The 25,614-nt window shown below is 63.6% G+C and carries 21 protein-coding genes and 2 pseudogenes; 20 read left to right on the top strand and 3 right to left on the bottom strand.

All coding sequences use genetic code 11. The annotated features are described in order from the left end of the window. Positions 1–196: 196 nt before the first annotated feature. The 9 genes from XaFJ1_RS03775 (at position 197) to XaFJ1_RS03815 (ending at position 11,904) form a co-directional block, all read left to right on the top strand. Positions 197–1,531 (top strand): virulence factor family protein, encoded by a 1,335-nt coding sequence (locus tag XaFJ1_RS03775; RefSeq protein ID WP_012915338.1) that lies wholly within the window; start codon positions 197–199, stop codon positions 1,529–1,531. After that, a complete protein-coding gene (locus XaFJ1_RS03780; RefSeq protein WP_080929676.1) occupies positions 1,506–2,957 on the top strand; it encodes a glycoside hydrolase family 28 protein in 1,452 nt (483 codons plus the stop codon). The genes XaFJ1_RS03775 and XaFJ1_RS03780 overlap by 26 nt, the downstream gene beginning before the upstream one ends. 435 nt (positions 2,958–3,392) lie before the next feature. Beyond that, positions 3,393–4,523, top strand: coding sequence for a lytic murein transglycosylase B (gene mltB / locus XaFJ1_RS03785; protein ID WP_012915340.1), 1,131 nt, complete (start codon positions 3,393–3,395; stop codon positions 4,521–4,523). Next, positions 4,520–5,956, top strand: coding sequence for a septal ring lytic transglycosylase RlpA family protein (locus XaFJ1_RS03790; RefSeq protein WP_012915341.1), 1,437 nt, complete (start codon positions 4,520–4,522; stop codon positions 5,954–5,956). The genes mltB and XaFJ1_RS03790 overlap by 4 nt, the downstream gene beginning before the upstream one ends. A 153-nt stretch (positions 5,957–6,109) precedes the next feature. After that, entirely contained in the window at positions 6,110–7,318 is a 1,209-nt protein-coding gene (locus XaFJ1_RS03795) for a D-alanyl-D-alanine carboxypeptidase family protein (RefSeq protein ID WP_012915342.1), read from the top strand. A gap of 162 nt (positions 7,319–7,480) precedes the next feature. Continuing rightward, positions 7,481–7,759 carry a YbeD family protein gene (locus XaFJ1_RS03800; RefSeq protein WP_012915343.1) on the top strand — a complete coding sequence of 93 codons (279 nt, stop codon included), beginning with the start codon at positions 7,481–7,483 and terminating at the stop codon, positions 7,757–7,759. Continuing rightward, the gene (lipB, locus tag XaFJ1_RS03805) at positions 7,747–8,448 is read left to right on the top strand and encodes a lipoyl(octanoyl) transferase LipB (protein ID WP_012915344.1); all 702 of its coding nucleotides are present in this window, start codon (positions 7,747–7,749) and stop codon (positions 8,446–8,448) included. Before XaFJ1_RS03800 ends, lipB begins: the two co-directional genes overlap by 13 nt. Before the next feature lie 22 nt (positions 8,449–8,470). Further along, positions 8,471–9,481, top strand: coding sequence for a lipoyl synthase (lipA, locus tag XaFJ1_RS03810; protein ID WP_012915345.1), 1,011 nt, complete (start codon positions 8,471–8,473; stop codon positions 9,479–9,481). Positions 9,482–9,726: 245 nt separating this feature from the next. Further along, a complete protein-coding gene (locus XaFJ1_RS03815) occupies positions 9,727–11,904 on the top strand; it encodes a carboxy terminal-processing peptidase (RefSeq protein WP_012915346.1) in 2,178 nt (725 codons plus the stop codon). A gap of 132 nt (positions 11,905–12,036) precedes the next feature. Here the strand turns inward: XaFJ1_RS03815 and XaFJ1_RS03820 are convergent, their stop codons facing one another. After that, positions 12,037–12,927 (bottom strand): endonuclease/exonuclease/phosphatase family protein, encoded by an 891-nt coding sequence (locus tag XaFJ1_RS03820; RefSeq protein WP_425509572.1) that lies wholly within the window; start codon positions 12,925–12,927, stop codon positions 12,037–12,039. Between the two features lie 200 nt (positions 12,928–13,127). On the opposite strand from XaFJ1_RS03820, the pseudogene XaFJ1_RS03825 reads away from it, so the two are divergent. The 4 genes and pseudogenes from XaFJ1_RS03825 to XaFJ1_RS03840 all read left to right on the top strand — a co-directional run. Further along, positions 13,128–13,565: pseudogene (locus XaFJ1_RS03825) on the top strand (NUDIX domain-containing protein); the annotation flags it as partial. Positions 13,566–13,626: 61 nt separating this feature from the next. Further along, complete coding sequence (locus tag XaFJ1_RS03830) at positions 13,627–15,051, top strand: nicotinate phosphoribosyltransferase (RefSeq protein ID WP_012915349.1); 1,425 nt, start codon at positions 13,627–13,629, stop codon at positions 15,049–15,051. Positions 15,052–15,301: 250 nt separating this feature from the next. Then, entirely contained in the window at positions 15,302–16,015 is a 714-nt protein-coding gene (locus tag XaFJ1_RS03835) for a DUF2242 domain-containing protein (protein WP_045757200.1), read from the top strand. 148 nt (positions 16,016–16,163) lie between these two features. After that, on the top strand, positions 16,164–16,532 hold the full coding sequence (locus tag XaFJ1_RS03840) for a glycine zipper 2TM domain-containing protein (protein WP_012915351.1): 369 nt from the start codon (positions 16,164–16,166) through the stop codon (positions 16,530–16,532). A 116-nt stretch (positions 16,533–16,648) separates the two neighbouring features. Here the strand turns inward: XaFJ1_RS03840 and XaFJ1_RS03845 are convergent, their stop codons facing one another. Next, positions 16,649–17,536 carry a TIGR01777 family oxidoreductase gene (locus tag XaFJ1_RS03845; protein WP_012915352.1) on the bottom strand — a complete coding sequence of 296 codons (888 nt, stop codon included), beginning with the start codon at positions 17,534–17,536 and terminating at the stop codon, positions 16,649–16,651. A 185-nt stretch (positions 17,537–17,721) separates the two neighbouring features. Here XaFJ1_RS03845 and XaFJ1_RS03850 point away from each other — a divergent pair, with 185 nt between their 5' ends. Beyond that, on the top strand, positions 17,722–19,020 hold the full coding sequence (locus XaFJ1_RS03850; protein WP_049887205.1) for a hypothetical protein: 1,299 nt from the start codon (positions 17,722–17,724) through the stop codon (positions 19,018–19,020). Positions 19,021–19,145: 125 nt separating this feature from the next. Next, on the top strand, positions 19,146–20,054 hold the full coding sequence (gene gnd, locus XaFJ1_RS03855) for a phosphogluconate dehydrogenase (NAD(+)-dependent, decarboxylating) (RefSeq protein WP_012915354.1): 909 nt from the start codon (positions 19,146–19,148) through the stop codon (positions 20,052–20,054). Here gnd and XaFJ1_RS03860 read toward each other — a convergent pair. After that, positions 20,053–20,342, bottom strand: a pseudogene (locus XaFJ1_RS03860) (Gfo/Idh/MocA family oxidoreductase); the annotation flags it as partial. The gene gnd and the pseudogene XaFJ1_RS03860 overlap by 2 nt on opposite strands. A 142-nt stretch (positions 20,343–20,484) precedes the next feature. Here XaFJ1_RS03860 and XaFJ1_RS03865 point away from each other — a divergent pair. The 5 genes from XaFJ1_RS03865 (at position 20,485) to XaFJ1_RS03885 (ending at position 25,348) form a co-directional block, all read left to right on the top strand. Beyond that, positions 20,485–20,844 carry a hypothetical protein gene (locus XaFJ1_RS03865; protein WP_012915355.1) on the top strand — a complete coding sequence of 120 codons (360 nt, stop codon included), beginning with the start codon at positions 20,485–20,487 and terminating at the stop codon, positions 20,842–20,844. Positions 20,845–21,032: 188 nt separating this feature from the next. Then, on the top strand, positions 21,033–21,359 hold the full coding sequence (locus tag XaFJ1_RS03870; RefSeq protein ID WP_012915356.1) for a hypothetical protein: 327 nt from the start codon (positions 21,033–21,035) through the stop codon (positions 21,357–21,359). A 216-nt stretch (positions 21,360–21,575) separates the two neighbouring features. Next, positions 21,576–23,390 carry a sensor histidine kinase gene (locus XaFJ1_RS03875; RefSeq protein ID WP_012915357.1) on the top strand — a complete coding sequence of 605 codons (1,815 nt, stop codon included), beginning with the start codon at positions 21,576–21,578 and terminating at the stop codon, positions 23,388–23,390. Beyond that, positions 23,387–23,827, top strand: a complete 441-nt coding sequence (locus XaFJ1_RS03880) for a response regulator (RefSeq protein ID WP_012915358.1) — start codon at positions 23,387–23,389, stop codon at positions 23,825–23,827. Before XaFJ1_RS03875 ends, XaFJ1_RS03880 begins: the two co-directional genes overlap by 4 nt. A gap of 6 nt (positions 23,828–23,833) precedes the next feature. Continuing rightward, positions 23,834–25,348 (top strand): ATP-binding response regulator, encoded by a 1,515-nt coding sequence (locus tag XaFJ1_RS03885; RefSeq protein WP_012915359.1) that lies wholly within the window; start codon positions 23,834–23,836, stop codon positions 25,346–25,348. Positions 25,349–25,614 lie beyond the last annotated feature (266 nt).

The raw sequence follows: 25,614 nt of genomic DNA on the forward strand, positions 1-25,614 counted from the left end.
GTATTAGCGTAGAAAGGTTGTCTTGTCATGCAGGGCGGCGCTGATTTGCTTGGTGCCCGACATACATCCGTGGCATGACGTCAGCGTAGCGCACCTGTTCGATTTGGGTTCCAGGGACGGCCAACTGCGCGGCTGTCGTGCTTTTTTCTCGCTTTACTCCTAACTCGCTCGGTCGCGCCGGTATGGCTGTCTGTTGATGAAATTGCTACGAATCTTGCTGTTGATGTGTATGGTGTTGGGGTTGAGTGGCTATGTCCTGTTCCGCTATTACTTTCCGCAGTGCACGCTGCACAGTAAGGGTTACGGTCGCGCGACCTTGGTGCATCCGCCGGCTGTACCGCAAGGATTGGTGATCCTGCTTGCCAGCGGCAGCGCGGCGCAACGGCAGGACGCGGCGACCCGCATTGCTGCCACCGGTGTACTGGTCGCGGTGGTCGACGGCGAGCGTTATCTCGAGCACTTGGGTCGTGCTGAACATCGTTGCGATAAAGCTTGGCGCGATGCGGAGCATCTGAGCCGGCACCTGCAACGTGAATTACACGGCGACAGCTACTTTTTGCCCATGTTGGCCGGAACTGGGCGCATGGCGACGCTGGTGGAGCGCATCGTCGGTGCCGCGCCCGGCGCGACCCTGAGCGGTGCCGTTGGCGTCGCGCCGCTGCCTACCGAGGTTTGTGCCGGGCGCGGCGGCGCCATACCGGCGCAGAGCTTCGTCGATACCGTGGCCGCGCCGGCCACCGGTACCCCGGAGGCGGCGTTGGCCACGCGTGTGGCCGCGCATTTGCATGCGTCTGGGCGTGGCGGTGTGCTGGACGATCTGCCGCTTATCGAAATGTCTGTTCCCAGGGCGGGCGCGCCGCTGGCGATCGTGTTGTCCGGTGACGGCGGCTGGCGCGACATCGACAAGGGGATTGCCGAAGCACTGCAACGTCGCGGCATAGCCGTGGTCGGATGGGACAGCCTGCGGTATTTTTGGCGGGTTAAGTCGCCCGCGCAGTCCAGCGCCGACCTGAGCCGGGTCATCGCCTATTACCAGCAGCGGTGGCGTTCACAGAAGATTTTGTTGGTCGGCTATTCCTTCGGCGCGGCGACGCTGCCCTTCATGTACAACCGTCTGCCATCGTCGCAGCGGTCCGAGGTCGGGTTGTTGGCGTTGCTGGGTCTTGCGGACAAGGCCGATTTCCAGATCCGCGTGCGTGGCTGGTTGCATCTGGGCGAAACCGACGACGCGCTGGCAGTGCTGCCGGAGGTTGCGCGCATTGCTCCATCGCAATTGCTGTGCGTCTACGGCGACAAGGAGAAGGACACATTGTGTCCGTCCCTGCGTGCGCGTGGCGCGCAGGTCGTGGCGTTGCATGGTGGTCACCATTTCGATGAGCGTCCTGCGGGCCTGGCCAGCATTGTCGAGAACCGCTGGCAGCAACTGTCCGTTAACGAGGAGATTTCCTCGATCGAATTCGAAGCGTCGGTGCCGCCGTCTTTGGCGACATCCGTTGCACCGTCGCATGTGCCGGCCGTGGTCAGGGAGTGATGTGATACCGCGCCACGCACTCTGCCTCATCCTGATGGCGGTGCTGGCCGCACGTCCAGCATGCGCGGCCACAGGCGATAGTCGCACGGTTGTCGAACCATCCATTCCCGCGGCCTGCGGACAGCCGCTGTTGGCCACGCTGCAGCCGAAACAGCGCGTCTTTGCTGATGCATTGGAACGGCGTCCGCCGGATACCGCGCGTATCCAAGCTGCATTGGATCGTTGCGCGTCCGTTGGTCGTGGACGTGGCGCCGTGTTGTTGCGTGCAGGCACTGGCTCCGCGTTCTTGAGCGGGCCGTTGCGCATCGGTAGCGATGTGACCCTGGCGATCGATGCCGGCGTGACCCTGTTCGCCTCGCGCAACCCGTCCGATTATCAGAACCCCGGTCGCAACCGATGCGGTCAGGCGGCGGCGCGCAGCGGCGCTTGCCGGGCGCTGATCACGCTAGAAGGCCGCGCGTTGGGCGTGATGGGCGTGCGCGACCGCGCCGGTCATCAGGGCAGCATCGATGGTCGTGGCGACCTGCCTATGCTCGGTAGCGACGACAGTTGGTGGCGATTTGCCCGCAAGGCCAAGGCCGATGGCCTGACCCAGAACAATCCCGATCTCATCCGCGCGCAGAGCGTCGCCGATTTGCGCGTTTACCATGTCAACCTGCTCAACGCGCCGTACTTCCACCTGTTCGTGCACGGCGGCGACGGCGTTACCGTCTGGGGTGTGCGGGTCAAAGCACCGGCCAATAGTCCTAATACCGATGGTCTGGATCTGGACAGCGTCACCAACGCAACTCTGTTCGACAACGACGTAATGACCGGCGACGACGGCGTGGCGATCAAGACCAGTGCGGCCAGCTCGGCCAACATCACCGTGCGGGCCTCACGCTTCTATGGCACCCACGGCATTTCCATCGGTAGCGAGGTGATGCACGGCGTCGGCAACGTGCTGGTGGACGGCAACAGCCTGGTCGGCCACGATGCCGACGACATCGTCGCCACCGATAACAACGGCCTGCGCATCAAGACGGGTCTGGCCAAGGGTGGCCCGGTGCGCGACGTCACTTATCGCAATACCTGTCTGTTCGGTGTGGCCAAGCCGTTGGTGATCAATCCGCTGTACGGCGGCGGCCATGGCGGCCGTGGGGCCGTGCCGACCTTCGAGCGCATTGTGGTCGACGGTTTGAAGGCGCAGGACACGCCGACGGGCAAGAGCGGCGTGGTGCAGGGCTATAGTGCTGCTGCGCCGCTGGATTTGGTACTCGCGCATGTGTCGGCCGACGTGACCACGCTCAAGATCGACAACGCGCGCATCGGTGTGGATCGTTCCAACTTGCAGGTGAATGCCGATAGCGCCGTCACGACGTATGCGGCCTCGGTGGCGGGCACGGTGCCGGTGTGCGACAGTCCGCCGGTGTTCCCGACTCTGTAGTGCTGGCCCCGCATGCGCGTGTCGGCCGCGCGTTCTGCGTTGTTCGAGGGCATGGTTGTATCTGTGTCGCGGCTTGTACAGCACCGGCATTGTTCGCGGTTCGTGCGAATGACGCTTCAGGTCAGGTTGCTGCGGGCTCGCGCTTCCCTGGTAAAGCCGACGACCTTCATCCGCATGATCCTGGATGATCAGTTCGCCGGATCGATCTGCTCGACATCGGCCTGCTGTTTTGCTCTCGGTGTCCCCTGGGGTTTCCCGGTCGCTGGACGCAAGCCCGGCTGTTCTTTTCCCGCTACTGCTACTCGATGTCGGCGGGGCGGGCTGTGCTGCATCTGTGGAACGCAACACAGTGCGTCGTCTTGGTGTGGTGGTAAAGTTCTTATGTTTCATGGTTTTATTGGTGAAAATTCATCTTGAATCTGTTAGGGTGTCGACATGATCCGATATGTGCTGATGTGCCTACTCGCCCTTGGCTTGGTTGCATGCGCGACTCTGCCCAAGGCGCTCCCGTCGTCGCAGGCCAGCGGGTCGCCGTCTGCATCGCGTTCAACCCGCCCGGTGGAGACGTTGCCGGAGACCGTGTCGGCACCGCCGGTCGATCTGACCCCGGTACCGTTTGAAACCGCGCGCGCAAACTTCGTGCGCGACACCGCGGCGAAGTACGGCCTGGATCCCGCGCAGATCGAGGCGGCTCTGGCAAAGGCGCAGTTCAAGGATGCGATCGTGGAGGCGATGTCGCGCCCGGCCGAGCGGGTCAAGCCGTGGAGCGAGTACCGGCCGATGTTCATCACCCCGGCGCAGATCGATAACGGCCGTGCCTTCGTGGCTGCCCATCGCGATGCGCTGATGCGCGTACAGGCGCGCACCGGTGTCTCTGCCGAGATCATCGTCGCGATCATTGGCGTGGAGACCAGCTATGGCAAGAACATGGGCAAGTACCGTGTGCTGGATGCCCTGTACACGCTGGCGTTCCGCTATCCGCGCAGTGGCGATCCGGCCAATCTCGAGCGCGAGGTGCGTCGCGAACTGTATTTCCGCGATGAACTCGGCCAACTGTTCGCGCTGGCCCACGAAGAACACGTTGACATCACCACGCTGATGGGCAGCTACGCTGGCGCCATGGGCCTTGGTCAATTCATGCCTTCCAGCTACCGCCAGTACGCGGTCGATGGCGATGGCGATGGCAAGCGCAATATGTTCACCGACTACAACGATGCGTTCGCCTCCATTGCCAACTACTTCGTCAAGAGGGGGGGCTGGGTACGCGGTGGCCTGGTCGCCGTGCCGGCCACGCTGCGCGCTGGCGCCGAGGAATTCAATCCGAGCGATTGGAAACCGATCTACACCATGACCGACCTGGCCGCGCGCGGCTACACGCCGAATGTGCCAGTCCCCGCCGGTGCCACCGCCACCCCGATCACACTCGATGGCAGTACCGGCAAGCAGTACTGGTTTGGCTTCCAGAACTACTACGCGATCACCCGCTACAACGCCTCCAAAATGTATGCGATGGCGGTTTACCAACTGTCCCAGGCCATCGCAGGTAAGGAATTGCCGCCGGCATGAACCCGCACGCGCTGCTCCGGATCGCTCCTGTCGTCGCTGTGTTGGCGTTGGCCGCCTGCAGTAGCGCCCCGAAGAAGACCGTAAGCAGTCGCGTTCCCGGGATCAAAGTCGAAGGTCGCGGGCCGGTACATATCGCCACTGGCTGTCCCGTCACCTCGCCTTACGCGCCCGCCAAAGAAGACCTATCCAAGCGCGGCAACTACACCGCCGGCGGGCTGTACGCGCCCGGGGTGCGCGACAGCACGCCCGATGAGGTGCCCAACGTCGCCTGCATCCCCGAGCCGCTGGTCACCGACGAGCCACGCTCGCTGATCGGCAATCGCTCTCCCTACATGGTGCTGGGCCGCGCGTACACCGTCATCGACGATCCGCACAGTTATGTCGAACGCGGCACCGCCTCCTATTACGGCAACAAATTCCATGGTCGCCTGACGTCGAATCGGGAGGTCTACGATATGTACGCCTTCACCGCCGCACACAAGACTCTGCCGCTGCCCAGCTTCGCCCTGGTCACCAATCTGGACAATGGCGCATCGGTGGTGGTGCGAATCAACGACCGTGGCCCGTTTCATGATGATCGGCTGATCGATCTGAGCTATGCGGCGGCGGTCAAGCTAGGGATCACCGGCAATGGCACTGGTCGAGTGGAGGTGCGGGGGCTGACTCCGGCCGACAATGGCGATCTGCTTGTCCGGCGTCACAGCGTCCGGCCTGCTGGCACCTTGGTGGCCAGCGCCGGCACTGTTGATGCCGCCGCGGTGCGGCGTGCGAGGGAAATGGACACTCTGGTCAAGACCTTGCCGTCCAGGTCGGGCGTGGTTGCTGCCCCGCCTGCGACGCCGACCGCAGCCGCGGCCGCTGCGGCCGCCGCTGCGCTCCCGGAGGGCGAGCGCTGGCGTTACCGGGTCCAGGCCGACGCCAACACCCCTCCCAATGCCGATCGTTTCGATGCGTGGATGAAGTCGCGCGGCGTGCATGTCGCCACCGGCAAGCCGACCACGCTCCAACAATCCAGCGTGGTCGTTGCCGCTCCGGCTCCGGCACGCAGCGTCCCAGCCGTGGCGACGGCCAGTGCGCCCGCAGTTGTGCCCGCAGTGTCTAGCGCCAGGACCAGCGTTGCCCTCGCAACGCCGGCCGTAGCCGCACCGGTCAGTCCCGCTGTGTCGCCCACACCTGCCGAGGCGACATCGTCGCGCGGGCCGCTCGGCATCCTGCTGCAGGTCGCTAGCTTCGCCAGCCGGGAGAATGCCAATCGCGCGCTGTCGCAGTTGGCGTCCGCCGGCATCGTCGGTGGCAGCATCAGCGACATCGTTTCCGGCGGGCGGACATTGTGGCGTCTGCGGGTCGAGGCTGGGGATCACAGCAGTGCCGCCGAGTTGGCCGCGCGTATTGCCGGACTCGGCTTCGGCCGTCCCCAGATCGTGAAAGACTGAGGTGTGTCGTTTGGGCAACGGTCGCGGCGTCTTGGGTGCGGTTGCCATGGCTAATGGCTTAACGCCGGCTCGTGTCTGTGCAGCCACGGCGGTGCCTCGTCCTACAATGCCTCGTTAATCATCGGCCTGTAGGCCTGCCAGGAGTCGTTCTAGATGAAATTCCGCTTCGCCGTCGCCGCCGTGGCGACCTTCGCTGTTGGCATGGTTTCCGCGCAGACCCCAGGCCCGATACCGGCGCCGCCGGCCGCCACCGTCGCGCCTGCCACGGTGGCGATTCCGCCCGCGCCCAAGCCGGCTGTGTCCAAATCCTGGGTGCTGATGGACTATGCCAGCGGCCAGGTGCTGGCCGGCGAGAACGAACACCTGCGCGTGGCCCCGGCCAGCATCACCAAGGTGATGACCTCCTATGTGGTAGCCGCCGAATTGAAGCAGGGCAAGATCAAGCGCGACGATCAGGTCATGCTCAGCGAGCGCGCTTGGCGCGAGGGCGGTGCCGGTACCGACGGCAGCTACAGTGGCTTCCCGGTCAACCAGACCGCGCGTCTGGAAGACATGGAAAAGGGCATGGCCGTGCAGTCCGGCAACGACGCGGCAATCGCGCTGGCCGAACATACCGCTGGCAGCGAAGAGGCGTTCGCGAACCTGATGAACAATTATGCCGCCAAGATCGGCATGACTGGTTCGCACTTCGTCAACGCGCACGGTTTGTCGGCCGAGGGCCACTACACCACCGCTTACGATCTGGCCTTGCTGGGCCGTGCGATGGTGCGCGATTACCCGGAAACCTACGCCTATAACAAGATCAGGGAATTCCGTGTTGGCGATATCACCCAGCCCAACCGCAACCTACTCTTGTGGCGCGACCCCAGCGTGGACGGCATCAAGACGGGTCACACTTCCGAAGCCGGCTACTGCTTGCTCAGCTCGGCTCAGCGTGGCGACCAGCGCCTGATCGCGGTGGTGATGGGCGATAGCTCGGAGAAGCAGCGCGCCGAGGATAGCCTGGCGTTGTTGAACTGGGGCTTCCGTTTCTTCGAGACCCATCGTCTTTACGAGCCGGGCAAACAGGTTGCGCAGCAGCGGGTGTGGAAGGGCACCGAGAAGCAGGTACTGCTGGGCGTGGCGCAGCCGCTGTTGGTCAGTGTGCCGCGGGGCCGCTACAACGAGCTGAAGCCGTCGATCGACGTGCCCAAGACCCTGACGGCGCCGATCAAGCAAGGTCAGGCGATCGGTACGGTCAGGGTGACGTTGGACGGCAAGGTGATCGCACAAGCGCCACTGGTGGCATTGAACGCAGTCGACGAGGCTGGTTTCTTCAAGCGTCTGTGGGACAGCTTTTGGATGTGGTGGGAATCGGCCTGAGTGGAAAAGCCGGCGGTGACGCCGGCTTTTTCGTTATGGGATGTTTCCCAAGTGCAGGTTTGATTTGAGTACTTGCGTGGCGCAAGCCGCTTTTGCAAGAAAAATGGTTGCCGTGCGTGGCGCGGCCTTGGGTTTGCCAGCGCACAGCCCGATAATGCAGACATGGACATCGTTTCCGATAACCCCAATCACGGCTTCCAGTTTCCCGGCGTTTTCGAACTCAGTGCGATGGGGGCCGCCAGAGCTGGCTTGGAATCGGAGCTGCCGCGCCTGCTCGCCGCTGCCGGTGTGGAGGTGCTGGACGAACGCATCCGTTGGCAGCATTCCTCCAACGGCAAGTACGTCTCGGTGCGGATCGCGTTCCACGCCGTCGATCGTGCCCAGTACGACGCGGCGCACGCCGTGCTGCGCGCGCATCCGGAAGTGAAGTGGACGCTGTAACCGCCCACACGCCTTCCGTGCCCGCGCTGCTGCCATGCGCCGTGCGCGATCTCGGTCGCCAGCCCTACGAACCTGTGTGGCGGGCGATGCAGCGCTTCACCGATGCCCGCGATGCATCCAGTGCCGATGAATTGTGGGTGGTCGAGCACGAGCCGGTGTTCACGCTTGGCCAGGCCGGCAAGCCTGAACATGTGCTGGCGCCTGGCGATATCCCAGTGCTGCACGTGGATCGCGGCGGCCAGGTCACCTATCACGGCCCCGGCCAACTGGTGGTGTACCCGCTGCTCGACCTGCGCCGCCTGGGGATTGGCGTGCGCGAGTATGTGTGCCGGATCGAGCAGGCCATCATCGATACGCTGGACACATGGAACATCCTGGGCGAACGCCGCGACGGTGCCCCGGGCGTCTACGTCGGTGGCGCCAAGGTCGCTGCGCTCGGCATCCGCGTGCGGCGCGGATGCAGCTTCCATGGTCTGTCGTTCAACGTGGCGATGGACTTGGAACCGTTCCGCCGGATCAATCCCTGTGGCTATCAGGGCTTGCAGGTGACAGCGGTGTTAGACTTGGGAGGTCCTTCCGGCATGCAGGCGGTCACCCCGGTGCTGCTGGCCCAACTGGCTCGCCAGTTCGGGCTGATCCTGCAACCGCTCGACGCCTTGCCCGACCTCACGTTCACGCACGCGCCCTGATCGCCTGCCCGCCGACCACGCCATGACCCAGCCCAGCGCACGCAGCATTCCCTTGCAGGTTCTCTCCGCCGATAGCGCATCGGCGCCGTTGCAGGCCGGGGTCAAGCAATTGGGCGAAGACAAGATCGCCCGTTCGCCAGTGCAATTCGTCGATGCGCCGGTGTTGCGCAAGCCGTCGTGGATTCGCGTGCGTCTGCCTTCCGGCAACGCGGTGCAGACGCTCAAGGCCAAGCTGCGCGAAAACCGTCTGGTCACCGTCTGCGAAGAAGCCAGTTGTCCGAACATCCACGAATGCTTCAGTCATGGCACGGCCACGTTCATGATCCTGGGCGAGGTGTGTACACGCCGGTGCTCGTTCTGCGACGTCGCACACGGCCGGCCCAAGCCGCCGGATGCCGGCGAGCCGGCGAGTCTGGCGCAGACCGTGGCCGATATGGGGTTGAAGTACGTGGTGGTGACCAGCGTGGACCGCGACGACCTGCGCGATGGCGGTGCCCAGCACTTCGCCGACTGCATCGCTGCGATCCGCGTTGCGGCGCCCGCCACCCGCATCGAGATCCTCACCCCGGATTTCCGTGGCAAAGGTCGGATGGAGCGTGCGCTGGAGATCCTGGCGACGCATCCGCCGGATGTGTTCAACCACAACATCGAGACGGTGCCGGAGCTGTACCCGAACGTGCGCCCCGGTGCCGATTACCAGTGGTCGCTGACCCTGCTACAGAAGTTCAAGGCGCAACACCCGTCCATCGCCACCAAATCGGGCATCATGCTCGGCCTGGGCGAAACCCTGGAGCAGGTCCAGGCCACGCTGCGCGACTTGCGTGCGCACGACGTGGACATGGTGACCATCGGCCAGTATTTGCAGCCGACCGCCCATCACCATCCGGTGATGCGCTACTGGACGCCGGAGGAGTACAAGGCGTTGGAGGACTATGGCAACGCGCTGGGTTTCAGTCACGTGGCGTCCGGTCCGATGGTCCGCTCCTCCTACCATGCCGACCGTCAGGCGGCTGGCGCCGGCGTCGCGGACTGAGCGCGGCGACCTGCTTTCCCTCTCCGCGTGCCGGTGAAGCGGCGCGTGTTGTCGTTGTGTCCTTAGCGTTCATCGCCCCGGCACCAGCATCCGCACGTCCCGCACCGGTGCCGTTCACATTTCTGCGCAGGCAGGCGGCTAGTCTGGTTCAGCAACAGGTGACACGGCCTGAAACTTGCTCCACTGTGTTGTTGTCTGACGCGATGTGCTGCCCCTCCTGACGGCCTGGTGCCGAGAGTCCCTAGATGAAATTCAAAGCTCCCGTCTTCCTGCTGGCGTTTGCGCTGATCGCACCGCTGGCGTTGTTCGCCCGTACCGAGGCGCCGCCCTTGCCGGCCGCCGCCACTGCCGACCAGTCCACCACTTCCAAGTTGGTCTATGGATTGCTGTCCGATAGCCGCTATGCCTACCGACCGCGCGCACTCGACGAGGCGACGTCGAAGGAGGTCTTCAACAAGTATCTGGAGACCCTGGACGGTAGCAAGCAGTTCTTCACCCAGGCCGACGTCGACAAGTTCGCCGGGTTCCAGAACAACCTCGGTGCCAGCATCGCTTCCGGTGAGCTCGAACCGGCGTTCGATATCTTCGCCGTCTACCGGCAGCGCGTGGACCAGCGCATCGCCTACGCGCGCAAGTTGCTCAAACAGGACTTCAATTTCGACGGCAACGAGAAATTCGAGTACGACCGCAAGAAGGCGCCGTGGGCCAAGGACGATCAAGAACTGGATGCGTTGTGGCGCAAATCGGTGATGAACGATTGGTTGCGGCTCAAGCTCGCTGGCAAGAAGTCCGAGGACATCCGCAAGACCCTGGACAAGCGCTACGCGAACCTCGCCGATTCGGTCAAGGAACTGAAGAGCGAGGACGTGTTCCAGTTTTTCATGAACGCTTATACCAACACCGTCGATCCGCACACCGACTACTTCACTCCCCGCACCGCCGAGAATTTCAATCAGCAGATGTCGCTGTCGCTGGAGGGCATCGGCGCGCAGTTGCAGAAGCAGGACGACCTGGTGGTGATCCGCGAGGTCATCCCGGGTGGCCCGGTGGCGCTGGATGGCACGCTCAAGCCGGGTGATCGCATCGTCGGCGTCGGTCAGGGCAAGACTGGCCCGATCGAGGACGTGATCGGCTGGCGCATCGACGATGTCGTGGCCAAGATCCGTGGCGACAAAGACACGCAGGTACGCCTGGAATACATTCCGGCCGAGGCCGGTGTGGACGGCAAGCATCGTCAGGTTCTGCTGACCCGGCGGAAGGTGCGTTTGGCCGAGCAGGCCGCCAAGGGCGAGACCATCACCCTGCCGGCGAAAGATGGCCAGCCGGCGCGTCGCGTTGCTGTCATCAAGCTGCCGGCGTTCTACCAGGACTTCGAAGGCCGCCGCCGCAACGCCAAGGACTACGCCTCGGCGACCCGCGATGTAGCCAAGCTATTGGCCGGCTTCAAGGCCGACAAGGTCGATGGGGTGGTGCTGGACTTGCGCAATAACGGCGGCGGTTCACTGGATGAGGCGATCGAACTGACCGGTTTGTTCATCGAGCAAGGCCCGGTGGTGCAGGTACGCGAATCCGGTGGCCGCGTCACCGTCAACAGCGATCAGAATCCCTCCGTGGCCTGGGATGGTCCGCTGGCGGTACTCATCAACCGCGGCTCGGCCTCGGCCTCGGAGATCTTCGCCGGCGCCATTCAGGACTATGGCCGTGGCCTGGTGATCGGCGAGACCAGCTTCGGCAAGGGCACGGTGCAGAATATCGTCGATCTGGATCGCTGGCCGGCCAACCAGACCGACCGCTTCGGTCAGGTCAAACTGACCATCGCCCAGTTCTTCCGCATCAGCGGCAGCAGTACCCAGCACAAGGGTGTGGTGCCGGATATTGCCTTTCCGGCCAGCGTCGACGCCACCGAGTTCGGCGAGAGCACCTACGCCAACGCGTTGCCGTGGAGTCGCATCGCTGCGGTGCCGCACACCCAGTACGGCAATTTCGCTGCGTTGTTGCCGAAGTTGGAGGCGCAGCATGCCAGCCGCATCGCCAACGACAAGGAATTTCAGTGGTGGGAAGAGGATGTGCGCCAGTTCCGGGCTGAGGCCGCCAAAAAATACGTGGTGCTCAACGAGGCCGAGCGCCGCGCGGAACGCGAGAAGCAGGATGTCCAGCGCAAACAACGCCAGGAGATCCGCAAGCAGCTTGGCCTGCCGCTGGATCCCCTGGCCGACGATAGCAGCGACGACGGCCTGACCGGCAACGAGCGCGATATCGTCAAGGATGCCGCGCGCGAGAAGCTCGTCGACAAGCGTCCGGACCCGTTGCTGCGCGAATCGGCATCGATCCTGGCCGATGCGGTGAACCTGCTGGAAAAGGATCATCCGTTGTCGGTGCAGGTGCTGCCGCAATCCACCGGCCCGGGGCGCTGGGCCGACTGATTCGGCGCTTCACCGCCTTGCCAGTACAACACGCGCCATCGCTCAGCGGTGGCGCGTTTTCTTGGTTGCGCTGGCGCGGGTGGATGCGGATGCGATGCGATGCGATGAGCGCTGGCGCGCCAGCGATCTGGATCAGGGCCTCCAGGCGAACTCGGCAATCACCGGGAAATGGTCCGACGGCCAATGTCCCTGCGGTCGCGCATCCAGTGTGGCGTAGCGGGTCGCATGCAGTCCGCGGGTGAGAATCCAGTCGATGCGCCGGTCCGGATGGCCGGTGAAATCGTGGAAGGTCGCTTCCGGTCCCTGCGGCTGCGTCACCTGCGTCCGCGCATCGGTCAGGGTTCGGGTCAGGGTGCGGTAGGTCGGCGAATCCTGCACCGTGTTGAAATCGCCGGTCAGTACGACCGGCACGTTCGCCGGTAAGGCCCGCAGACGCGACAGGATCAGGGCCGCTCCCTTGGCGCGTGCCGACTCGTCTTGCTCGCGGTAGGGCAGGTGGGTATCGAACAGATAAAAACGGCGGCCATCGGCGATGCGCTCGAACAGTCCCCAGTTCACCATGCGCGGCAGTGGATGCCCCCAACTGATGCTGCCTGGGATTTCCGGCGTGTCGGACAGCCAAAAGTCGCCGGATGCGAGGAGTTTCAACCGATGGCGGTCGTAGAAAACGCCCATGCGTTCGCCGTCTTCGTTACCGTCGCGGCTGCGCCCGAACCAGCGGTAGTCCGGTAATTTCGTGGCCAGATAGTCGGCTTGGCGCTTGATCAGCTCCTGGGTGCCGAACAGGTCCGGATGCTGCGCACGGATCAGGACGGCCATCGCGCTGCGGCGCACTTCCCAGCGCTTGTCGCCCTCGGTATCGATCGGCACGCGGACATTGAAGCTCATGACCTTCAGCGGCATCGGCCTAGACGTCGGGGTTGGTTGATGCGTTTGCGCCGGAGCGATGGCCGCGGCCAGCAACAACAACAGCGCACACGAATGCGCGAATCGTCGGGGCATTGGCATGAAGGATCTCGGCAGGTAAGGGCGCGCGTAAGGGTGGCATGGCGATGATGACGGTCGTCACCGCGTGGCGCGGTACGTCGATCATTCGAAAGTCGGCAACATCCTGGGTCAGGTGTCCGTTGCTGTCGATCGCTCACCTGGCGAGGTGACGTTTGACCCTCCAGTGCATTGGCGTAGCATGTGCACCAGCCAAAGGACAGAGCTGCGGCACTACGAAGCAGGCGCCGTATCCACCCACCTTCGTCACCGCCGATGCAGTGGTGGTGCATTCCGGGCATGTGTGCGGGTGCGTCGCCGCGCCGGGCAAGGGGTTGTGGGCCTTGTCTGGCGGTTTCGTTGGGCAGCACAAGAGTATTCTCGATGCCTGTCTGCGCGAACTGTGCGAGGAAACCCGGCTCAAGATTCCCGTCCCGGTCTTGAAGGGATCGCTGAGGAACCGTCACGTCTTCGACCATCCCGAGCGCAGCCTGCGCGGACGCACCATCACCCATGCCTCCCACTTCGAGTTCGTGTTCGGCGAACTGCCCGAGGTGCGTGGTGGCGACGATGCCGACAAGGCGCGTTGGGTGCCGATCAGCGAAGTGCTCGGCATGGGGCCGAAACTGTTCGAAGACCACCTGCACCTGCTCGAATTCTTTCTGGGCCGCGGTTGACGCGGTTTTACTGGTCGGTGGACAGACTGCCGGCCTTCCTGGACGCGAAGGAGCTTCCGTCATGCAATGCCTGAACAACCTGTTGCTCAACACCGATAGTTACAAGGCCAGCCACTGGCTGCAGTATCCCCCAGGAACCGATGCCACGTTCTTCTACGTGGAATCGCGTGGCGGCGTCTACGATCGCACCGTGTTTTTCGGTTTGCAGTCGATTCTCAAGGAGGCGCTGGGCCGCGCCATCACCCATGCCGACATCGACGAGGCGCGCGATCTGTTCGCCGTGCACGGCGAACCGTTCAACGAGGCCGGCTGGCGCGATATCGTCGACCGTCTCGGCGGCCATTTGCCGATCCGGATTCGTGCCGTGCCCGAGGGCAGTGTGGTACCCACGCACAACGCGTTGATGACCATCGAATCCACCGATGCGCGCGCCTACTGGGTGCCTTCGTATCTGGAAACCCTGCTGCTGCGTGTCTGGTATCCGGTTACCGTGGCCACGGTGAGTTGGCACGCCAAGCAGACCATCCGTCAGTTCCTGGAGCGCACCAGCGACGACCCGGACGGGCAATTGCCGTTCAAGCTGCACGATTTCGGCGCGCGCGGCGTGTCCAGCCTGGAGTCCGCGGCGATCGGTGGTGCCGCGCATCTGGTCAATTTCCTCGGTACCGATACCGTGTCCGGGCTGTTGCTGGCCCGCGCGCATTATCGCGAGCCGATGGCCGGCTATTCGATTCCCGCCGCCGAGCACAGCACCATCACCAGTTGGGGGCGCGCGCACGAGGTCGATGCCTACCGCAATATGCTCGCCCAGTTCGGCAAGCCGGGCGCGGTGGTCGCGGTGGTGTCGGACAGCTACGATATTTTTCACGCGATCCGCGCGTATTGGGGCGGCGCCTTGCGCGAGCAGGTGATCGCCTCCGGCGCGACAGTGGTCATCCGTCCCGACTCCGGCGATCCGGTCGCGGTGGTGCATCGATGCCTGGAGTTGCTCGACGAAGCCTTCGGTCATCGCGTCAACGACAAGGGTTATAAAGTGCTCAATCATGTGCGGGTGATTCAGGGCGATGGCGTCAACCCGATCAGCATCCGTGCGATTCTCGAACGCATCACCAGTGCCGGCTACGCCACCGATAATCTTGCCTTCGGCATGGGCGGCGCATTGCTGCAACGGCTGGACCGCGATACCCAGAAGTTTGCGCTCAAGTGCTCGGCCGCGCGTGTGAACGGCACCTGGATCGACGTCTACAAGGACCCGGTGACCGATAAGGGCAAGCTCAGCAAGCGCGGCCGCGTGCGGTTGCTGCGTCAGCGCGAATACGGCAGTTATCGCACCGAATCGATTCCGGCCACGGCGGCATCGGCGCAGGCTGTCGCTGGCCCGGCAGGCGACGACGACGCGATGGTGACTGTGTGGGAGAACGGGCGCTTGCTGCAGGACTGGAGCTTGGCCGAGGTGCGCGAACGCGCCAACGCGGCGCGTCTTTAAGTAGGCTCGGGCGCCGTGTCGCCAGCGCAGTGACGGTCATGGCGCGTGGACCTTGTCTCTCGCCCCTCTGGCAGGGGAAGGGGGGGCGGACCCGCCCGCCGCGGTTGCCGCCGCAATACGGTGATGGTCGCCTGTGGCGCTTGCCGCCGGGCTCGCTAACCGTGGGATGAGCGGCGACGGCGGCATCACGGCCGCACCGGCATGCTTGTCGCTATGCTGTGCCGTGGTGTTCCACTCTCGGTCAATGGCCATGTCCGCTTCCTCCAACGTCCTCGTCTTTCCTGTGCTCGTGCTGGTCGCGATCGGCCTGAGTGGCTGTTTCGGCTCCAAGCAGGACGGGCTGGTGAAAGAGAACTTCAATTCCGACAATACTTATTCGCGCAACTACCCGGTGCAGCCGGCACAGGCATGCGAATCGGCGCGTCGCGCGCTGTTGAGCCAGGGCTACGTGGTCGCCAAGGCCAGCGCCGATGCGGTCGAAGGCACCAAGAATTTCCAGCCCAGCCAGGACCTGCACGAGCAACTGGAATTGCGCGTGTCGTGTGTGCCGCACGGGCAGGACGAATCCTGGGTGTTCGTCAGTGCGCTGCAGGACCGCTATGCACTGAAAAAGAGTCCGACCTCGGCCAGTGTCGGTGTCGGCTTGCTCGGCTCGGTGTCGTTGCCGATCGGGAGCAGCGACGATTCGATGGTGCGTGTCGCCAGTAATACGGTGCAGGACAGCGATTTCTACAAACACTTCTTCCAGCTGATAAACGAGTACTTGCCGAAGGGCAAGCCTGCTGCCTCGGCACCACCCGCGCATCCGCCAGCAGCGGTTCCCGCGCCTGCCGCCGTGCCTGCGCCGATGCCATCTGCGGCGCCTCCTTCGGCGGCTCCCGCCGTCGCTGCGCCGGCTCAGGCGCCGGCACCTGTGGCCGCGCCGCATCCGGCCAGCGAATCCGGCAAGCCCGGTGGCAATTGACGGCACGTTCGACAACGTATTCATTCGCTGCGAGGCAAGCTGAGTGGGCTTCACCAAGCATTCGCAAATCCGATGCGAAGCTGGCCGCCATCGAGAGCGCGATGTGCGGCCTTGTGTGCATCGGCTCGACCACCCAGGAGCAATCAGCATGAACAGTGTCAAATCCGCCCTCTGTCTCACCGTTCTTGGCCTTGCCACGGCTGTGATGCCGTTGGCGCAGGCGTATCGCCACTATGGCCCCGAGGATGATGGGCGCCGTTTTAACGATGGCACCAGAGTACATTGCAACAAGGTCGCCGTGCGCGAGAACAGCACCGATCCCGACCGCATTGGTGGCACCCTGGCCGGTGCCGCGATCGGCGGTTTGCTCGGCCACGAAATCGGCAAGGGTAAGGGCAACACGCTGGCGACGGTCGGCGGTGCGGTGGCCGGCGGTGCAGCCGGTCGTTACATCCAGGGCAAGCGCCAGGAAGCCAACGGCAATCGCGAAGTCGAGACCGTCTGCAAGCGCTACTGACCCCCGCGCTCAGGATGCGCCCTGCGCCCCGGCGGACACTGCTTCGGCCGGGGCGTTTTGTTTGCTGCCTGTCGCGATGCGTTGCTTGGTAGCGGGGAGGGGGGGGCTCGTGGCACTCAGGCGAGCAGGGCGCGCAAGGCGGCATCCAATTGCGGATAACGGAACACATAGCCTTCCTGCTGCGCGCGTGTCGGCAGTACGCGTTGGCTGCTCAGCAGTAGCTCGGCCATCTCGCCGAAGGCCAAGCGCAGGGCGCTGGCAGGCATTGGCAACAGCGCCGGTCGGTGCAGCGCCGCAGCGAGCTGGCGGGCGAAATTGGCATTGGTGGCGGGTGCCGGCGCGCTGCCGTTGTAGGCACCTTCGCCACCGTGTTGCAACAGCCATAGCAGCAGTGCGACATGGTCGTCGCGATGGATCCAGCTCATCCATTGCCGTCCCTCGCCCATGCGTCCGCCCAGCCCGAGCTTGAACGGCGGCAACATTCTTGCCAGTGCGCCGCCATCGTGACCGAGGACCACACCGGTGCGCACCAGGCTGGTCCGTACGCCTAGCGTCTGCGCACGCAGTGCTTCGGCTTCCCAATCGCGGCATAGCTGTGCGGAAAAATCTTCGCCCGGTCCTGCGTGTTCGTCGAGCACATCGTCGCGGCGATCCCCGTAGTAGCCGATTGCCGAGCCGGAGATCAGGCAGCTCGGGCGTTGCGTCGGGTCGAGCCGCTCCATCCAGTCGACCAGCGCGCGGGTGGTACCGATGCGCGAGGTGCGGAAGCGGCGTTTGCGTATGGCGTTCCAGCGGCCATCACTCAGCGGTTCGCCAGCCAGGTTGATCACTGCGTCCGCCGACGCGACGCGATGTAGATCGTCCAGTGCGTGAACCTCTGGCAACACGCGCGCAGCACGCAGGAGGTCGCGGCTCAGTACGCTGACCCGGTGTCCCGCCTGCACCAGCACAGGGCAGAGCGCACGGCCAATGAATCCGGTGCCTCCGGTAACGAGTATGTGCATGGGAGTGCTCAGTTCGGTCAAAGGGACAAGCAGTGTAGGCGGGCGATGCATTGCGCAGCAGTGAATCCAGCGAACGTGTGCCGATCGCAGTGGCTTCGCGCAGCATGCACGGTCTGGGCGGCAGGCTTGCACGCGTGCCGCGTCTTGGCGGTGTCCGGACGTTCGCTGCCTGCCATGTCTGCGCCATGATGCGATCCCTTGCACCTGTACGCCCCTGGTTGCGCCGTGGCCGTGCCAGCCTGCTGTTTGTGTCGCTGCTGGCGAGCGGCGCGTCAGCGGCGGTGCCCGATCCGGCGGACAGCGCCAGTGCCGCGTGTCTGATCAGCATACTCGATCAACTCGGCTGGCGCGTCGCCAGTACCGTTGCCGCACAGCCACAGTTTTCGCCCGGCATGCCGTGTGAGCGCGGATCGCTCGCCGAGGCACAGGCGCATGGCGATCTGCAGGTGGCGTTGCCGGCCACATGGGGCGAGGCGCAGCGGCGGCAGGCACTGCGCAATTTGCTGGAAACGTCGGCGACGCAGTGCGGTTATTTTCTGCGGCTCGGTGCGGCGACCGAGCGTGCCGTCGCGCGCTTGCAGGGTAATCCCGGTTATCGGTTCTCGGCCCTGCAACTGGGATGGATCGGCTTTGGCCTGCGTGGCGCGCGTGCGCAGGGGTGGCAGGGTTTCCGTAGTTTCGGTCGCGGCTATCGCCCGTTGCAGGGCAATGCGCGCGCGGTCGACGCGTTCTACAGCGGCCAGGTGCGTTCGGAATGCGGCGTCGGCCGGCAAATCGCGCAATTGGCGGCGCAGCGCGAGCTGTATGGCGATGCCGGATTCGATCGCGCGTTCAGTGCCGACGAACTTTCTATCGGCACGTTCCTCACCTTGCATCGCACCGACAGCATCCTGCTCGGTGCGCACGCCGGTTCCTTTTTCGCAGATGGCAAAGCGGAAAAAACCGCGCAGCGTGGCCGTGCGGCTTTCCTTGGGGCGCCGGGCTACCTGGTGCATGTGTTCGAGCCCCGTTACCTGGACGACATCAACAATCAGGCGGAAAACTTCGTCGTCGTCGCGGTCAGTGCCGATGCGGCGCAGGCGTTGCGTCAGCATGGCGGCTTCGCCTATTACGACCGCAGCAACCGGCGTATCTGGGAGTTGGCGCAGGCGTTGCGTGGGGCTGGCCGCGCGCGTTTTGAACGGTTGTTGTGGACGCGCGATGCGCGGTTACGCGGAGCACTGTCACCTCCGCAACGACAGGTGCTGGCGCAGCTCGACGCGCTACTGGACGATCCCTTCTACCGTGGTTTCGACGTCTATGTGCATCCCAGGGGTGTCAAGCCGATCGGCTACCACGTGGCGCGGTTGCTGGACCGCAATCCACGCACTCCGTTTGCGATCGAGTTGACTCTGCACAACCTGCACACCACGCTGTATCACCGTTGGCGCGAGCAGCAGTTGCAGGGTTGCGCGCAGGCGTCATCTGCGCGCGTCGCCGAATAGGTGCCTTCTTCGCCGCGGCTTCGTCGGTACGTCTCAGCGCACATCACCTGCTTTCGCGACGCTCCTCTAAGCACTGCTGCTTCGTGCGATCCTACTCATCCCTTTTCTCCAACTGGGAGCGACGCATGGAACTTGGACTTGTAGGTTTGGGTCGGATGGGCGCGAACATGGCCGAACGCCTTGTGCGTGGTGGTCACCGCGTGGTCGGTTTCGATCTGGGCGAAGCGGCGCGCAGCGCAGCACAGCAGCGCGCAGTGGAGACGGTGGATACCATGGCAGCGCTGATCGCGGCGTTGCCTGCGCCACGCGCGATATGGCTGATGGTGCCGGCCGGGCAGGTCGTCGACGAAACCTTGGCCGTACTGCTGCCGCTCCTGCAAAAGGGCGACGTGATCGTCGATGGTGGAAATTCTTATTACAAGGATTCGATGCGTCGCGCCGAAGCGGTTGCTGCGCATGGCATTGCCTATGTCGATTGCGGCACCAGTGGCGGCGTGTGGGGGCTGCGCGAGGGGTATAGCTTGATGATCGGTGGCGACGCCGAGGCGGTGCAGCGCCTGCATCCGGTGTTCGCCACCTTGGCGCCGGCGGCCGATGCCGGTTGGGGACGGGTCGGGCCCAGTGGTGCTGGCCACTTCACCAAGATGGTCCACAACGGCATCGAGTACGGGATGATGCAGGCGTATGCCGAAGGTTTCGCGTTGATGGCGCGCAAGCAGGCGTTCGAGCTAGATCTGCACCAGATCGCAGAGGTTTGGCGTCAGGGCAGCGTGGTACGTTCTTGGCTGCTGGATCTGTGCGCGGATGCGCTGGGCCACAATCCGAAGCTGGATGGAATCGCGCCATTCGTGCAGGACTCCGGCGAAGGTCGCTGGACCGTGGCCGAGGCGATCGACCTGGATGTGCCGGCTCCGGTCATCACCCTGTCGTTGTTGGAGCGGTTGCGTTCGCGCGAGGACGATTCGTTTGCCGACAAGCTGTTGGCCGCCATGCGCAACCAGTTCGGTGGCCATGCGATGAAGCAGGAGGGCTGACGCGGTCGGCGCGCTGTGCCTGCCCGATCACCTGCTGCGCCTCGTGTGCATTCAAGGTGAATGGCGTGTCCACCAGAACGTGCTTGCCTTGCGTCAATGCTGCCAGTGCCAGCGGTGCATGCGTCTGGTTCGGTGTGGCCGATCACCACCGCATCGATCTTGCGGGTCGGCGCGGCGGGAAACGACCGTATGCAGGCAAAGCCCAGGCGTGTGTGCGATCAATGGTGGGTGCAAGACGCGACCTGCATCGCCATAGCCGAGCAGGGCGAGATTGAAGGTTTTGGGCATGGGGTCGGCGTCGCGGCACTCGAACCGACAGTATCGCCGACGCCATTTCGCGTGCGCACTCACGTGATCTGGATGCGCTGGTCACGCTGTATGGACGAGGGGGGATGGACACTACGCATCCCGTCAACGGATGCCATGTCCCATGACAACGTTCACTGCACGCACCCTGCGCAATGCTGCGCCGGTCGCATGCGTTGCCTATGTGTTCGCCGCCGATCCCCCGATCAGTGCTGGCAAGAACCATGGCAGCATGGGCGAGTGCGACAGCGTACGGCATGTCGGTGCGGCCGAGCGCGATACCGAGGCGAAGGCGGATTGGCGCGCAACCAAGGAGGCGTCCGCGACCAGCGTCAAGGTCGATAGCGCCAACGCTGCTGTCAAGTGCTCTGGCTTGGTCAAGACCAAAATGCAACACGATCAGGCGGTGTCGGAGGCCAAGATGAGCGGCGTAGGCAGGACAGTGGTCGCCTCGGGCCTCAAGATCGGTGCCGTTATGAGCTGATCCAGTAAGCTCTGCCGCCGCATGCGGAGCGGTGCACCCCGTGGATGATGGCGATTTATGTAACGCATCGTTCTATATATGTTCTCTTTGCTTTTTGCAAGGGTCGCGTTGCGATGCTTGTCCCATTTCGCGCCGCATTGACACCCGCTCGGACATCATGGAGTTATGTTGGTCAACTAATAATCAAGATGTTGGACACGAATACTCATCCGGGAGCAAGCCATGCGGCGGCGGCGGCGGCGGCGTTAGATGCCGCACTTTCAGGTCAGGGAGCGCGACCGTCTGCTCTGCTTGTGGCGGTACGCAAGCTCGAAGCGCAACTGTGCATACTGTTGGCCAGTGCCCATGAAGACGCCATCTTCTGGCCGTCCTTTTCCGCGTTGATGCTGGAGTTGGACGCAGACTTGAGCCACTCCGAATGTCGGCGTTTGCGTGCCCATGCCGATTTCTTGCTGGTGCGTGCCGGGAGGTCGTCTCAGGCCCTGAACGTGGTCGATGCCGCCGCCGTTCTATAGGGCGATCCAGTCCACTGAATGTGCAATGTTGGATGCGTTACTCGGGCGGCGTGCAAGCCGCCCGTTTCTTTGTGTCCAGTGCTTGGGATAAAGTGCTTCAAAGTACTGCGGCCGGGGTGTTGCGGTATGCCTGAATAGTTCATCATTGGCCGGGGGAGATGGGCGACAATGCGCGCCTGCGATGCCGTCACCGTTCTCTTTTCATAGTTTTTAGGTATGCAGATCATCGCCAAACACGACGTCTGGGATCGCTGGCGCCTGCCGGTGCTGGCGCTGGCTGTCGTTTTGATCGTGATTCTGCCGTCGTTGCTGCTGCGGCAGATGAACGCTGCAACCCTGCGCGCTGCCGACTGGCTTAGCCATAGCCAGGAAGTCACTGCGGCCTTGGGCGAGTTGCAGGCAGATGTGCGCGAGATGGAGTCCTCGGCGATGGCGATGTCGCACGATACCGACTCGCCGTCGCTCAAGGCACGCCTTAGGCAGACACGCGCATTACTGGTGTCCAACGTCGCACGTCTGGCCCAATTGACCCGTGACAACCCGGAGCAGCAGATGCGTATCGGGCGACTGCAAAGCATGCTGGAGCGGCGCAGTCTGCTGGCCGAACGTATCGCCCAGAACCGCGATCCGAAGCAGATTGGTGCGCTGATCCAGGAGATGACGGCAGACAATCCGGTCGGCGGTTTGACCAATGAGTTTCGGCAGCGCGAAGACGAACTGCTGATGCGCCGTGTCGCCGATGCCGAGCGACGGCGTGCGCTGGCTTCGCGAGTGAGCTGGGTGTCCCTCGCGGTGCAGTTGTTGTTGCTGGGTCTGGTGATCTGGCTTTTGCAGCGGCAGATCGGCCGGCGCCTGCATGCCGAGCGCGACATGCTGCGCGCCAATGGGCGTGCTGCAGCGGTGCTGCAGACCGTGCGCGAGCCGATCGTGTTGCTCGACGGCTCGCAGCGGATGTTGATGCACAACACCGCGTTCGCCGAACTGTACGGCCTGGAACCGGACGACGATGTGCCGAAGATGTTGGTCGAGGTGGGCGATGGCGTCTGGCGGGATCCTGTCATCGGTCAGCGTCTGGCCGATGTTTTGTTGCGCGGGCGCGAACTTTGGGATTTCGAGCACGAACAAGTCGGTGCGGACGGTGTGGCCCGGATCATGCTGTTGAACGCGCGACGCATGCCGTTGCCGGATAGCGAGGATGAGGTGGTGCTGATGACGGTCAGCGACATCACCCTGCAGAAGTCCGCGCAACAGCGGATTCAGGATTTGAATCGGCAGTTGGAGGGCAAAGTGGAGCAGGTGTCGGAGGTCAACCGCGAACTGGAAGCCTTCAGTTACTCGGTTTCGCACGACCTGCGTGCGCCACTGCGCCATGTCGCCGGGTTCGCCGACAAGCTGGTGCGGCACCTTGACACGGTCGCCGATGAAAAGAGCCGGCATTACCTAGAGGTGATCGGCACTTCGGCGCGGCGCATGGCTTCGTTAATCGACGATTTACTGGTGTATTCGCGTCTGGGCCGTAGCGCCATGCGCTTGCAGTCGGTGGACATGCAGTCGCTGGTGGCGGAGACGCGCTCGGTACTCGACGCCAATTACCAGTCCGACCATGCCGGTAGCGGCCATCGCATCGAATGGCGCGTCGCGCCGCTGCCGATTCTGGTCGTCGACGAGAACATGATGCGCCAGTTGTGGTTGAATCTGCTCGATAACGCGGTCAAGTACAGCGCCAAACGCGAGATCGCGCAGATTGAGGTCGACTATCAAATAGAGCCGGACGGTAGCCATCACTTCACTGTGCGCGATAACGGTGCCGGTTTCGACATGACCTATGCGGCCAAATTATTCGGCGTATTTCAGCGACTGCACAAGGCGAGCGAGTACTCGGGTACCGGCATTGGTCTGGCCAGTGTACGCCGCGTGCTCGCCCGCCATGGCGGACATGTCTGGGCCGAGGCCGCGCCGGACGAGGGCGCGACCTTCCACTTCGTTTTGCCACCGGCGCTCGAAGCGCCCACCACCGAGTTGATCGCATGACTGCCATTCGCACCATCCTGCTGGCCGAAGATAGTCCCGCCGATGCTGAAATGGCGATGGATGCGTTACGCGATGCTCGCCTGGCCAATCCGATCGTGCACGTCGAGGACGGTGTGGAAGCGATGGATTACCTGCTGCGTCGCGGTGCCTACGCCAAGCGCGAGGAAGGGATGCCCGCGGTGTTGCTGCTGGACATCAAGATGCCGCGCCTGGATGGCCTGGAAGTGCTCAGGATGGTGCGCAGCGATGAGTCGCTCAAGCGTCTGCCAGTGGTGATTCTGTCGTCCTCGCGCGAGGAAAGCGACCTGGCCCGTAGCTGGGATCTGGGTGTCAATGCCTATGTGGTCAAACCGGTGGACGTGGACCAGTTCTTCACTGCGGTAAAGACGCTGGGAACGTTCTGGGCGCTGATCAATCAGGCTCCGGACGAAGAGTAAGCACCCATGCCCATGACCGGCCCCAAGTTCGGCCCAATCCGGATCCTGATGGTGGAGGACTCGCCAGAGGATGCCGAGTTGCTGTCCGACCAATTGCTGGACGCCGGTCTGGAGGCGACGTTCCATCGCGTGCAAAGCGAACCAGCGCTGCGCGAGGCGCTGCGCGAGTTTGCTCCCGACATCGTATTATCCGACCTGAGCATGCCGGGGTTTTCCGGACATCGGGCGCTGCGGGTGTTGCGCGAACATGACAGCGTGGTGCCCTTTATTTTCGTCTCCGGCACGATTGGCGAAGAGACTGCGGTCGAGGCGCTGCGCGATGGCGCCAACGACTACATCATCAAGCACAATCCCACCCGGTTGCCGTCGGCGGTGACACGTGCGATCCGTGAAGCACGCTCCGAACGCGAGCGGCAGCGGGTGGAGCGAGAGTTGATGCGCGCGCAGAGGCTGGAGAGTCTGGCCCTGCTCGCTGCCGGCCTCAGCCACGATCTGCGCAATATTCTGCAGCCCTTGCTGATCGTGCCGGAACTGATGGTCGGACGCAGCGACGATCCGCAACTGCGACATCTGGCCGATGTCATTGCCGAGTGTGGTCGACGTGGTCACGAGATGGCCGAGTCGATGCTGTCGTTCGTGCGCGGTTCGCGCACGCCCAGTCAGCGTGTCTGCATCGCCGAACTGTTCCAGGCCGTGCAGATGCTGCTCAAGAGCAGCCTGCCAGAGGGGGTGGCCTTGCAGGTGGAGGTGGCCGATGCGTCCCTGTCGATTGAGGCCAACTACACCGAATTGCAGCAGTGTCTGCTCAACCTGGGATTGAACGCGATTCAGGCGATGCCCAACGGAGGGAGGCTGACCTTCTCGGCCATCCAGGCGATCGGCACAAACGGTCGCGATCAGGTCCGTATCCTGGTCCGCGACAGCGGTATGGGCATGGATGCGGAGACGCAGGCGCGTCTGTTCAGTCCCTTCTTTACAACAAAACCGGATGGCACCGGTCTCGGCCTGATCTCGTGCAAGCGTATCGTCGAAGGCTACGGCGGCAGCATCGGCGTGGACAGTACGCCGGGCGAAGGCACCTGTTTCGAATTGATGCTGCCATTGCGCAGCCCGATGCCTTCGGTCGAGCCGGAGTTGTCCTTGCCGATGGGCAAGGGCCAAAGCGTGATGCTGGTGGATGGCGAGGCGACGCGGTTGTCGCTGCTCGGTAACGCGCTGTCCAGTCAGGGTTACCGCCCGCAATTGGCACCCGATGGCGCGGCGGCGCTGCGCGACGTGCAGGAACACGGTCTGCCGGACCTGGTGATCGTGGACAGCGACATCATCCTGCTGTCGGCGGTGAGCCTGCTGATGGCGCTCCAGGAAATGCGTTACCAGGGCCCGGCGATCGTGCTAGAGGAAGCTGGCACGGTGCTGGAGCGCGATCACTTTCCCAGCGATATCGCCGTGCACGTGCTGCGCAAACCGTTGGAAATGCAACGCGTGTTCCGCGCTGTGGCACATGCGTTGGAAAGTGGCTGAGAAGCCGGTTCCCGGGGAAGCGAGTCAAGCGATCTGAAAGAACGCACCGAGGTGCGATCACGCTTCCGTTTGAGCAGTTGAACCATTCGCTGTCGCTCTTGCGTGCGGATTCGGCGTCTGTGCTTTTCGCTGCTAAGGGTGGCGAACACAACGTCGCCAGTCGCTGTCGGGCGGAGCGGGTAGTGCGAAGGAGCCGCAGTGTGCATGTGCTACAAGAGGATTCCGAGTACTGTCCACGCCGTCCGACAGCGACGCAGTCGTTTTGT

This window comes from Xanthomonas albilineans, assembly GCF_009931595.1.
Lineage (GTDB): Bacteria > Pseudomonadota > Gammaproteobacteria > Xanthomonadales > Xanthomonadaceae > Xanthomonas_A > Xanthomonas_A albilineans.